We start from the raw sequence: 11932 nt of genomic DNA on the forward strand, positions 1-11932 counted from the left end.
ATAATATTAGCCGCATAGTTATGGCATTACAGCGCTACCCACAAAGTGGCGTAATTTTTTTTTATTATTGCTTTAAGGAGAAGTACAATGGCTCTTAGTGCACGTAATCTTTTGAAGGGAAAAGTCAAAGATGTGAAAAAAGGCCAGGTCATGGCTGAGGTAGCCATTGAGGTTGCACCTGGGGTAGAGGTAGTTTCCGCAATTACAACCAGCTCTGTTGATCGTCTGGGACTGGCTGCAGGCAAGGATATTGAAGTTGTTATCAAGGCTACCAGCGTTATGGTTAACGCTTAAATAACCTCACACCCATTATCTATCCCATTGATGGATAGGGGGGTGAGTTGTTTTAGCTGTTCTTTGGAGGAGGTGACATTTCGTTGCCTCCTCTTTTTTATGCAAAGGATAATGGAGAGCTTGTCTTAGGTTCTTTGTCATTTTCTCCCCAAGGTCTGATTCAAGGAATCTTTCCTGCCGTAATGGGCATGGCCCCATTGAACTACTCGTTGGCCGCGGCCTGCACCGTGAGGTGGTGAAGATGGTGGAGTCTCTCGAGGATGAAGGCTACCGGGAGGATATGCGGCGGATCGTCAAATCTTGGACCGGTTTACCGCCTGGGGCTTTGTGGTGAGGCGTGTGCCACGCCTCGGGTGAACTGTCCCAAATTATCATCCCCTAAAGGTGTTTGTTGCTGGCCTCTATGCAGGTCTCTACGCCCTCAACAGATACTCAACAGCCCTGGCTAAAGATGTGGTCCCACTTGTAAGGAAAATGAGATCCCCCCATGAAGAGGGATTGAGGGGAGTTGATGCTCACCCGAGTGTGTGCCCGTTCGCTTTTACCGTTCGGTTGCGGCCCATACGTTTAGCTGTATACAGGGCTTCATCTACCCGCTTCAACAGTTGGGGCAACTCCTCGTTGGAACGCGGCTCTGCCACGCCAAAGCTCGCACTGATACCATAAGGATGCGCGAGGGAATAAATTTCTATCAGTTTACGCAGTTTTTCGGCAAGACTGTATGCGCCATTTAAATCGATATCCAGACAGATTATCATGAATTCCTCACCTCCCCAGCGCCCCACAATATCCGCTGAACGCGACGATTGGGTCAATAGCTTGGCGATTTCCTGCAAAACGCTATCTCCCACTTGGTGCCCGTAACTGTCATTGACAGCTTTGAAATAGTCGAGATCTGCCATCAGCAGGGAGAAAATGCGACCGTGTTTATGAAAAAGATGAAGAGCGACTTCAAGCTCTTCGTCAAGCTTGGAGCGATTGTAAATCTGTGTAAGCGGGTCGGTGACGGAACGCTTTGATTGGTCGAGATAGAGGCGATGCACCCGTAGATACTCTCGATTTTTCTGCCTGAGCATGCTGATGTAGGCGTAAACAATGGGCAAAATGGCCAAAGTGAAAAAAAGAAAAGTCAGTATGGTGTCCAGAATATTCTTTCGCAGCAGTGTTTTGACGTGCGAAATGTCAATATCCGCGCCAACCATATAAGCGTTCCCGGAAGGAGAACGCATGGGGATAAAAATTGAGCGATAAGTACCCCAGCGATCACTGAAAATCGGCACATAGAACTCATGATAAACATCGTTACGGTGGCTGAAATTTGTAGCGGACGCTTCAAAACTCTGTTTCATCATGATGCTCACATCAGGGTAAGGACTGAAATATCGAACCTCTTTCTTTGTTTTCAACTCTTTCTTGAGAGCACTTGAACTACTTAGACGGTAGGTACCGTCGCGACCACGCACGACGCTGTAAAGAAATTTAGTGCCAAGACGGTTGTTAAGCTTTGAAAGGTTTTCAATGTTGCGCTGATCTTCGTCAGTGGTGATGCTTTGGGCATCTACAGCACGGTCATGGAAATCATTGTCCAATACAAAAGGAACTGCCACTGCTGCCGAATAGAGTCTTTTGTCTACCTGTTCTATCAGACGTTCCTCTTCACGAGAATAACTCCAAAGAGAAAAGATGCCCATAGCCAACAGCGTAAAAACAATCGCTGACAGCATCTTTATTTTTTCTCGTTTCATCATGCAAAGCCTGCTTTATTTGCGTTGTCTCAACTGTGTCTGTTGAATCTAGTTTTCGTGATTGTCAATGAAGTCATTTGGAAAATAAATAATATTTACAAGTCGTTACTTGCTGTGAATATTTCCAGGTCTTGCAATGTTTCAATAACAATTCAGAAAAGCCTGTTCAAGGGGCACTCGGAACTCCGATGAGAGTGTAGAATTTTTCAACTGCATTCTACAACTTCAATCCGCTCTGGCATAGGGGCCCCCTGCAATCTCCACCGCTTTTTCAGGTGAGAGTGTGGAACGAAATTTTTTATGGAGAGCTTTTGGTTCTGAGCTGATTGAGCCAGTCTTCATACGCGTCCCGCATTTGTGTCCACGAGTAGGCCTCTGTTAGCTGTTTTCTCTCTTGCTCCGCCATTCGTGCCTTCGTATCCAACAATTTTGCCAGTGATTTTTTCAATTGTCCGGTTGCATACCGATATTGTTTGGGAAAAAGTTCCCGGTAAGACAGACGGTCGGGGACAAGCGGCCAGCACCCTGCACGAACTCCTTCAAGAACACTCATGCCAAAAAATTCATGAAAGGCTGTCGAGACAATAATCGTTCCCTGAGCCAGCAGAGAAAAATATTCCTCTTTGCGAGGGCAATACCCAAAGTGGAGTATGCGTCCAGCCAATTTTTTTTGGGCACGATCAAAGATGGCGGGATGGTTGCGAAACGACTCGCCCACAATGATGAGTTGAAAGTCTCTCCCACTTTCCTGCAACTCGAAAAGGGCAGCAAAAAATTCCTCGGGATTTTTATCATGCTCCCAGCGATGATTCCAGACAATCGCCGGCGGTTTCTCTTGGGTACGCAGGTTGGCTTTCTCAGCAGAGACTATGCCGGAGAAATCCATCCCTGGATAGAGCACACATGATTTTGAGCGAATCTGCTCAACAAGATTCGGTAAGGGGAAGTCCGCTGCCTTTTGGGTGAATCGCTCTATCCCCTGCAGGCAACTTTCCATGTTGTACCTACTATTAAACGCCACCGCATCGGCACAGAGGGCGGAGGTGCAGTTGATGGCTGCGAATTGGTACCGATCGGTGTCTTCCGGGCGAATAGGGTAGGCCAGTTGGTTCTCATGGAAGTAGATGCCAAGGGCAATGGAGATTCCCTCCTGAGTAAGCATCGAGCGCAGAACGGCGACATCAATAAAGGTTGAGGTGAGAATCGCATCGAAGTGCTCCCCCTTTTTTCTGGCTGCTATTATTTTTTCAGCCATATGGGGGGCAGAGAGCTGCATTCGAAGCTTCCACTTTCTGGGCGGCAGGGTGAAGCTGGTAAAAGTTCCTTCTACAGCCTTGGTTAGGCCGGTGATGAAGGCTTTGTGTGAGCCCCCGTAATAGGGTTCGATGATGAGGTAATGTGGTTTTTCCTTCATGCGGTTTTTTAGATGTCCTTGTTTTCGCTTACTGCAGGTTGCCGGTGTACTGCTTGAAATAATTTGCAAATATGCTTTGAAAGTGCATAAATAGAAAGCATCTTTACTTCGAAAGCATTGCCAATATTTGTTTTTTCACCACATTCGACCTCATGATCGGATTTTTACCCTCAACGGTAAGCCTGGGTTTGGGGAGCCTCATGTGTAAACCGATAGTCTCCCCTATGCTGCGAGCATTTGCCTGATTTTGATCTGAATTCGTGAGCATTCACCGGTGTGTCAGTTTCGTTGTTTGGGGCATACCGATTACAACGATACCACCCTTCCGGTATCGGGGGCTTGCCCATGCGAAGCGACACCTCAAAGTGGTTTGAAAGATCCATCATCTGGGGCACGGTCCTGCTTGACCTGCTCATCCTTGTCGGTACGCTTTTTTTCCTTATTCATAGTCACAACCATTATCTTGAACGTTTAGATGTGGCCGGGCAAAATCTGGTGCAGTTGCTGGAGCAGCGTATAGCAGATAAGGCCCGTTTGGTCGATGGCGCAGTGCTTCGCGTGCAGCGAGAGCTTCAGCAACAGCTTATGGGGGGAGCGTTCGATAAAACCCGTGTACTCCGCCAGCTTCGTCTGGAAGCTGACACGCTTCCAGAGGTAAGCAGTATTCGGGTGGCGAATGCTCGGGGTGAGCTTTTAAGGGATGAGTCCCTTGAACAAAGAAAGGGAATCAGCATCGCAGAGAGTCCTTTTTTCCAAACCCATAAAAGTCAGTGTGCTCAGGGGGCGGTAGCTTCCAGGCCCATGCCCGATCCTGTTACCGGACGCTTGATCATTGCCTTTACCCGCTGTTTTTATTCCCCGGATGGCGGCTTTGGTGGCGTAATTTTTGCCTCTGTCCCGCTTGATGTATTCTCCCGTATTCTTGGTAACCTGAATTTTGGCTCCAGCGGTACAGCAGTTATGCGTTACGACGATGGCAGCCTTGTTATTCGTAATCCTCCTGCCTTGGAGGGGGAACTTGGCCTGCCGGGCAATAAAGAGTTTTGCAATGGCTACCGGCGGTTGCTTGAGTCGGGCGTTCCAGTGGGAAGTTTTCAAGCAGAAAGTAAAGATAATTATATAGGCCGTTACTGCAGTTACCGCCGTGTTATGGGCTGGCCCTTTACAATTACGGTTGGCTTGGTCGGGAGTGATTATCTGGCCCCCTGGCGTATTCAGGCGACTTTGGGCGCTCTGCTGCTGGGCGTACTTTTGTTGACAACCACAGCCGTTGCCTGGATTACCCTGCGTCATTTGCGAGAGCAGTCCCTACGCGAAAAGGAGCGCGAAGAGGATCTTGTCCAGCGCCGTATTCTGCTTGAGCAGTCCCGGGATGGTATCGTCATATTAGATAGGCAGGGCAAGGTGTACGAGGCTAACCGGTGTTTTGCCGACATGCTTGGTTACTCACCTGAGGAAATTAAAAATCTTCATGTTTGGGATTGGGATGCCTGTTGGGCGGAAGAGGATATCCGCGTCCTGCTGAACAGGTCCGATCCTGGTGGCAATAAGCTTCAGACCCAGCACAGACGTAAAGATGGTCAGGTTATCGATGTGGAAATTTCCTCCAATGGCGCTGAATTTGATGGGAATAAACTTATTTTTTGTGTCTGCCGTGACGTCAGTGAAAGAAATAAAGACCGGGCCGCTTTAAAAAACAGTGAGGAAAAGTATCGGGTCATATTTGAAAATCAGTTATACGCGATGGCTATCTTTGATGTCGTCACCTTACGTTTTCTTGACGTCAATGATGCCTACCTGCACATGTACGGATACAACCGTACGGAACTTTTGGGTGGTATGACTGTTTTTGATGTGTCCGCAGAGGGAGAACAGACCCGCCAGGCCATTGAAGAGGCGGTTGATGGCGGAACGATCTTTATTCCTCTGCTCTATCACCGCAAAAAAGACGGGAGCTCTGTCCCGGTAGAGATTGTGGGCGGACCTTTTACCTGGAACGGGCGTGAGGTCATGTTCAGCATGGCCCATGATATCTCGGTGCGTAAGCAGGCAGAAGATGCCCTACGGGCAAGCGAAGAGATGTACAGATCTCTCATTTCCAGTCTCAGTGATGGTTTTTTTGCCTGCGATAATCAGGGGAGGGTAACCTATGCGAACGAGTCCCTGGCTGGCATGTTGGGGGCTGCTGGGGTGGATGATCTTTTAGGCTGCAATATCTTCGAGTTCCTCGCGCCGGAGGATCAGGCTCGGTGCCAAAAGGTATTTCCTGAGGCTGTTCAGCGGGGCGTGGTACCTTTGTCGCAGGAACTGTTGCTTGTTTCCAAGACAGGAGAATCTTTTTGGGCAGAGGTCAAGCCCTCCCTGGTTTCGCCGCCTCAGGGCGGCGTTTCGGTGCAGGGGCTGGTTATTGATATAACCAAGCGCAGGCAGGCAGCTATGGCCCTGAAGAAAAGTGAGGAGCGTTTACACCTGGCCTTACAGGCTACCAAAGATGCACTTTGGGATTGGGATTTGGGGGCAGATGCGATGTATGCCTCTCCACGCTGGTTTGCAATGCTGGGATACACTTCCGAAGAGATTCACGCTGTGGGAGACCTTTGGTTTGGCTTGCTGCACCCGGATGATGTGGAGCGGGCGAATCGTGAGTTGAAAGAAGCCATTCATGGAAAATCCTCATTTGAAATACATGTACGCCTTTGCCATAAAAACGGGGACTATCTGCCGGTGCTTACCCGTGGTTCGGTGCAGCGTGATGATAACGGAACGGCGATTCGTCTTGCCGGAACCAACACAGACTTAAGTGAGCAGAGAAAAATGGAGGAGGAGCGACGTCAGTGGGAGCGGCAGGCTCTGCAGCTGCAAAAGGCGGAAAGCCTCAGTCGTATGGCCGGGGCCATTGCGCATCATTTTAATAACCTGCTCAGTGTGGTGATCGGTAACGTTGAAATGAGTCTTGAGGATCTGGACGAGGAATCACCGGCAATACCCAACCTTCTTGCTGCCACCCGGGCTGGGGAACGGGCGGTGGAAGTGAGCAGTCTTCTTCTGACCTACTTAGGGCAGACGGAAGGGCGCCATCAACGTTTAGATCTAGGCGTCTTGTATCAAAAGTCTCTACCGCAGCTGCAGGAGTTGATGCCGAAGGGCATCACCCTGGAATCCCATTTTTTTCAGGTTGGGCCCAGAGTTGTGGGGAACGCAAACCACCTCCAGCGTATGGTCAGGAACTTGCTCGTTAATGCGGTTGAGGCCATTGGCGAGGGGACGGGGAAAATAGTGTGTTCCATGTATCTTGTTGGACCAACGGATATTTCCGATCAGAATCGGTTTCCGGTCGATTGGGATCCCCTTGCCCAGGAGTATGTTTGTCTGCAGGTGCAGGATTCAGGCGTCGGTATTGAAATTTTTGATATTGAGCAACTGTTTGATCCATTTTTTTCCAGCAAATTTACCGGACGTGGTCTTGGGTTGCCGGTGGTGATGGGGATCGTCCGGGCGCACGCCGGTGGCATAACGGTTGAGAGCATTCCGGAAAAGGGCAGTATTTTTAGAGTCTATCTACCTGTGGCCGATGATGAACCCTGCGCAGTTGAGGTAAAGGAGAAGATATCCCCCTGCCAGGAGAAGAGCGTCCTTCTGGTGGAGGATGAAGAACAGGTCCGCCTGATGGTGCAAACCATGCTGAAGCGGCTTGGGTACAAGTGTATCAGTGTGGCAGATGGCGTCGAGGCCCTTCATCTGTACAGAGACTCGGCTGCAGATATTTTTCTGGTGATCTGTGATCTGACCATGCCAACTATGGATGGCTGGGAGTTCATGGCTGCGTTAAGGGAGAGTGCGCCCAATCTCCCCTTTATTCTGACCAGCGGCTACGATGAATCTCTGGTTATGAGCGGGGAACGCCAGCGTTATCCCCAGGTATTTCTGCAAAAACCTTACAGGAAAGGTGAGCTGGGGGGGGCAATTCAAACAGCGATACAGCAGGAGCCTTTGACCGGCTGACACAATACTAACCTGGTACCAATAAAGCTGTAATCAAGGCTTAACGGTTGCTTCCGGATTGATGTGGTACAAACGGCACTTACGTAAACATCGTGCGTAAGGGTCGTTTTTTTCAAAAGGGAGTGACTATGGGGAGTGTGAGGCAGGTTTTAGAGACGGGCGGACGATTGCTTCGTGGGAAGGTACCTGGGCAATTGATTATTCAGCTTACCGATCGTTGTAATGCGCAGTGCCCTCAGTGTGGGATGCGGGTGTTGAATCGTTTTCCCAGAAAAAGGCTGGATAACGATTATGTTAAACAGTTGCTTGATGCAGGAGCACAGCGCGGTATGCGCATGGTGTCTTTCACCGGTGGAGAACCTTTTCTGCTGCTTCAAGACCTTGTTGAGTTGATCAACTATGCAGGTAAGGCCGGATATCGTTATATTCGTACCGGAACCAACGGTTTTCTTTTTCGGCACCATCAGGAGCTGAATTTTGAGGACAAAGTGCATCGCCTGGCTGAAAGGTTGGCGGCAACGCCTCTGCGTAACCTCTGGTTTTCCGTTGATTCTGCCGAACCTGATATCCATGATCGCATGCGTGGTTTTCCTGGGGTGCTGGCAGGGATCAAAAAGGCGCTCCCTATCTTTCATGCCCACGGCATCTATCCCTCTGCAAATGTCGGCTTGAACCGCAACCTTACCCAGGAAACCATGGCGCTTTCCCCCTTGGAGGGCGATGGTGTCGATGAAGAGCGTTTTATTCGGGCCTTCAGCCAAGGGCTTGAACGCTTGTACCGGCTGATTATTGAGACAGGCTTCACGTTGACCAGCGCCTGCTATCCCATGAGTGTTGAGCCTGGTGAGGCTGGATTGCAGGCAGTGTATGCAGCGACGGCCTCGGAGCGCATTGTTCGCTTTGATAGGCGGGAAAAGGTCCTTTTATATCAAGCTCTTTTTGCAACCGTGAAAAAGTTTCGGCATCGGCTGCGTATCGTTACTCCACTTTCGGCCGTGCATAATTTAATCGGGCATCACAGCGGTAATCAGGGGCACGGGTATGGCTGCCGCGGTGGCAGCGATTACCTCTTTGTCGATAGTGTCGATGGGCAAACCTATCCCTGCGGCTACCGGGGGGCTGATGGGCTGGGGCGGCTTTGGGAGCTTGATGCAACAAAAGTTGCTGCCAACCGCAAGGCTGATTGCCGGAAGTGCGACTGGGAATGTTTCCGTGATCCTTCGGAGTTGTTTGGCCCCCTCACCAGTGGTCTCTTTCGGCCTTGGCAACTGGCGGCAGCTCATCTGCGTGATCCGCAATTTTTAAAGATCTGGTTCCGAGATGTTCAATACGCTCGAGCCTGTGATCTTTATGATGGTCGAAAAGCCCCTGATTATACACGGCTTAATGCATTTGCAGGTAGCGTGCGCGATGGCAGAACCCCGTGTCAGGCCAATCCCCTTGCTCGGCAAAGCAGGGCAGTGGGGAAGTAGTATGAGCCAAATCTATTTTGCCTACGGCTCCAACATGTGGTTGCAGCAGATGCAGAGTCGCTGTCCCCATAGCCCCCTGCTTGGCGTCGGTCTGCTGCCTGGGTACCGCTGGATTATAACCACCCGTGGCTATGCAAATATTGTTGTCGATTATGAGCACCAGGTTGAGGGGCTTGTGTTTTGGCTCAGCCCTGAAGATGAACGGCTGCTCGATCTTTATGAAGGTGTGGAGCAGGAAAAATATCACAAGGTGGTCGTGCAGATCTTCTTTCAGGGGGCAGAGCAACCCGCGCTTACCTATGTCGACCCGGTGATCAGCGAAGGGAAACCGCGGGAAGAATATGTGGGGCGGATAAATGCGGCTCTTCTGGATGCGCCCCTCTCAACGGAATACATCAAGCGGGTTATTCGTCCCTTTGTGCCAGCACCTTTATGACTTGAGGGCATCTTGAATAATTGCTTTTTCTGCCAATCCCGCGGAGTCTGGCGCTTACCTGGCCTTGAGAAAAATCTAAGTATTCAAGACACCCTTGAGGCCGGGAAAGAGTCGGCTGCCTGCGCCCAAATGCGTGGTGTGTTTCTTAGGCAAAGCGCAGGCGGTCATGGCAGATATGGTCAAAGGCGCTGAGCATCTGCTCGTACTGGAACGGTTTGCTTATAAAGTCATCCATTCCGGCCTGTAAGCACTGATTTTTGTCCTCCTCCAGCGCGTGTGCTGTCATGGCTATAATGGGAACACGTTGTTGGAAGATTTTTTTGGCTAATCGTTGCTTCAGATCGGAAGGGATGGCGACCTCGACGGGCTTTCCTCGCTCGATGGCACGAATTACCCCTGTGGCGGTTATGCCATCCATCTGCGGCATCTGCACATCCATTAAGATAAGATCAAATTCGTGCTTTGCTAGTGCCCGGAGTGCCTCCAGCCCGTTGCTGGCCGATGTGACCGAGTGATGGGTTTCAAGCATCATGGTGGCCACTTCCCGGTTAATCTCGTTGTCATCCACTAAGAGAATCCGCATTTCGTCAATCTGCTTTTCAAGCACTTCAACCTTGGGGGCATCCTCGGGGGGCGCGTCCATTTCCCCCAGGACAAGGGGGATCGTAAAATGAAAACAACTGCCCTCTTGCAGGGTGCTTTCCGCCCATATTTCCCCTCCCATCAACTCAATGATCTGGCTGCAGATCGATAGTCCCAGGCCGGTGCCGCCAAACTGGCGCGTACTTGAAATATCTCCCTGCTCAAAGCTGGTGAAAATACGTTCCACAAGATCGGGTGGAATGCCAATTCCCGTATCGCAGACTCGAAAGTGGAGGATGTAAGGGGCGGGCGCTGCTTGTATCCTCTCTGCTTCCTTTGGAGGAGAATTGGCCAGGTGCACCCTGATATCAACCGATCCGGATTGGGTGAACTTAATAGCATTGCCGACCAGATTCACCAGTACCTGGCGTAGACGAAGAGCATCCCCCTTGAAGCTTCTGGGGACATCCTGTTCAATGCTGGTGGTCAGCTTCAGGCCCTTTTGCTGGGCTTGGACCTGGAATGTCTCTGTGACCTGGTTGATGCAGTCCGCCAGGACAAAAGATTCCGGCACAATCAGCATCCTTCCTGCTTCAAGTTTAGAGATGTCCAGGATGTCGTTGAGAATACGCAGCAGGTGGGTGGCCGAGTGATGCACCTTGGTAATGCAGTTGCGCTGTTCTGGAGTGAGCTCTGTTTGCAGTGCCAGGTAGGATATCCCCATAATGGCGTTCATTGGGGTACGGATTTCATGTGACATATTTGCCAGAAAGGTACCTTTGGCTGCGCTGGCCTCTTCGGCATTCAGCTTGGCCTGGATCAGTTCGTCCTCTGTTTCTTTCTTTTCGGTTATATCTATCGAGTATTCGATAATCTGCGTCAACTCCCCCTGAACGTTGAATACCGGGTAACCATGTACTTCGACAATACGCTTTTCACCTTCTGAGGTGTGATGCAGATGTTCAACCACGATAGGAGCACCGGATTTTTTTATCTCCTGCACGGGGCAGGGATGATCGTTGCCCGTGCAGGGGCAGGGGGACCCATGGGAGAGCATGTGGCATGTGGTCGGTGCTGCCTGAGGGGAGAGCCCCGCTGCGGTGTTTGCGAGAAGGATTGTGTGGGTTTCCGGATCAAGTACAAGAAAAGGGTGGGGCAGGGCGTTGATAACCGAGTGGAGAAAAATATTCTGTTGAGTGAGCTCCTGTTGAGACTGACTGAGCTGTTGGTTGCTCTCGTGCAACTCGTGCGTCTGTCTTTTTATCTCAGATTCCAGGTTGTCATTCAGCTTTTTGAGTGTATGCAGGGTGTGGCCTATGAGCGAAATAATCCCGTAAACAAAAAGAGAGCCACCGAAAAAGATGGTGCTGATCAAGAGTGGCAGGGGGAATTGAACATGGGTGAACTGGATAACCAGATATCCACAGTAGCCCACTATGAAACATGCGATGAGCAGAGTGAGAATACGCCATTTAGGTTTGAATGTCTCGGGGACAAGCTGACTAAGCCGGCGACTGTTATGCACGGAAACCGACAGGATAAGGGTGCCTGCAGCCACCATGGCCATGAAGAACCACTGCATGCGATGTATAATCTCCGTTATTTGCCCGTTCAGGAAAGTTGTGCTTTTTTATGGGCTCGAGGGGAAAGCAAAAAAGCCTGTATTTGATTGGAGTAGATTGTCACGTCTTCTTCCTTGTTTGACAAGGAAAAAGATAAGCAATTACGGGGCACCGAATCTGGGGGCTGCCTGTTGACCTATAGGTGTACGCTGCCCTGGCCGATGCCTAGTTTCGAAGGCACCCCGCAACCGCGTACCGGTTCGTTGATAATCTGTATTTTCGGGGATTACCCTGTGATCGGTTGTGCGCCAGGCAAAGCTCTGGCTGTCCTGGTGGCTGCGATGCCACCCGCGGTAATTGCCTGTTCACCGCGAAATCGCCGGTTCGGCGTGTAGGGGCAACCCGAATCGTCAAGCAGAACCGGA

The 11932-nt window shown here is 50.5% G+C and carries 7 protein-coding genes; 4 read left to right on the forward strand and 3 right to left on the reverse strand.

Annotated features, from left to right (window positions below; all coding sequences use genetic code 11):
* Positions 1-87 precede the first annotated feature (87 nt).
* Entirely contained in the window at positions 88-294 is a 207-nt protein-coding gene (locus JWJ90_RS03540) for a TOBE domain-containing protein (protein WP_205225815.1), read from the forward strand.
* A 515-nt stretch (positions 295-809) separates the two neighbouring features.
* Here the strand turns inward: JWJ90_RS03540 and JWJ90_RS03545 are convergent.
* Both JWJ90_RS03545 and JWJ90_RS03550 read right to left on the reverse strand, forming a co-directional pair.
* Positions 810-2042, reverse strand: a complete 1233-nt coding sequence (locus JWJ90_RS03545; protein WP_205225816.1) for a GGDEF domain-containing protein — start codon at positions 2040-2042, stop codon at positions 810-812.
* 295 nt (positions 2043-2337) lie between these two features.
* A complete protein-coding gene (locus JWJ90_RS03550; protein ID WP_205225817.1) occupies positions 2338-3453 on the reverse strand; it encodes a tRNA-queuosine alpha-mannosyltransferase domain-containing protein in 1116 nt (371 codons plus the stop codon).
* Between the two features lie 345 nt (positions 3454-3798).
* On the opposite strand from JWJ90_RS03550, the gene JWJ90_RS03555 reads away from it, so the two are divergent.
* The 3 genes from JWJ90_RS03555 to JWJ90_RS03565 all read left to right on the forward strand — a co-directional run bounded on the left by JWJ90_RS03555 (position 3799) and on the right by JWJ90_RS03565 (position 9363).
* The gene (locus JWJ90_RS03555; RefSeq protein WP_205225818.1) at positions 3799-7455 is read left to right on the forward strand and encodes a PAS domain S-box protein; all 3657 of its coding nucleotides are present in this window, start codon (positions 3799-3801) and stop codon (positions 7453-7455) included.
* A gap of 128 nt (positions 7456-7583) precedes the next feature.
* A complete protein-coding gene (locus tag JWJ90_RS03560) occupies positions 7584-8927 on the forward strand; it encodes a radical SAM protein (RefSeq protein ID WP_205225819.1) in 1344 nt (447 codons plus the stop codon).
* A gap of 1 nt (position 8928) precedes the next feature.
* Positions 8929-9363, forward strand: coding sequence for a gamma-glutamylcyclotransferase family protein (locus JWJ90_RS03565; RefSeq protein ID WP_205225820.1), 435 nt, complete (start codon positions 8929-8931; stop codon positions 9361-9363).
* Positions 9364-9508: 145 nt separating this feature from the next.
* Here the strand turns inward: JWJ90_RS03565 and JWJ90_RS03570 are convergent, their stop codons facing one another.
* Positions 9509-11527 carry an ATP-binding protein gene (locus JWJ90_RS03570; RefSeq protein ID WP_205225821.1) on the reverse strand — a complete coding sequence of 673 codons (2019 nt, stop codon included), beginning with the start codon at positions 11525-11527 and terminating at the stop codon, positions 9509-9511.
* Positions 11528-11932 lie beyond the last annotated feature (405 nt).

This window comes from Desulfobulbus rhabdoformis, assembly GCF_016919065.1.
GTDB classification, from domain to species: Bacteria; Desulfobacterota; Desulfobulbia; order Desulfobulbales; family Desulfobulbaceae; genus Desulfobulbus; species Desulfobulbus rhabdoformis.

Excerpts from the sequence above, each read along its gene's own strand:
- JWJ90_RS03540 (WP_205225815.1), top strand. The coding sequence starts at position 88 with ATGGCTCTTAGTGCACGTAATCTTTTGAAGGGAAAAGTCAAAGATGTG.
- JWJ90_RS03545 (WP_205225816.1), bottom strand. The coding sequence starts at position 2,042 with ATGATGAAACGAGAAAAAATAAAGATGCTGTCAGCGATTGTTTTTACG.
- JWJ90_RS03550 (WP_205225817.1), bottom strand. The coding sequence starts at position 3,453 with ATGAAGGAAAAACCACATTACCTCATCATCGAACCCTATTACGGGGGC.
- JWJ90_RS03555 (WP_205225818.1), top strand. The coding sequence starts at position 3,799 with ATGCGAAGCGACACCTCAAAGTGGTTTGAAAGATCCATCATCTGGGGC.
- JWJ90_RS03560 (WP_205225819.1), top strand. The coding sequence starts at position 7,584 with ATGGGGAGTGTGAGGCAGGTTTTAGAGACGGGCGGACGATTGCTTCGT.
- JWJ90_RS03565 (WP_205225820.1), top strand. The coding sequence starts at position 8,929 with ATGAGCCAAATCTATTTTGCCTACGGCTCCAACATGTGGTTGCAGCAG.
- JWJ90_RS03570 (WP_205225821.1), bottom strand. The coding sequence starts at position 11,527 with ATGCAGTGGTTCTTCATGGCCATGGTGGCTGCAGGCACCCTTATCCTG.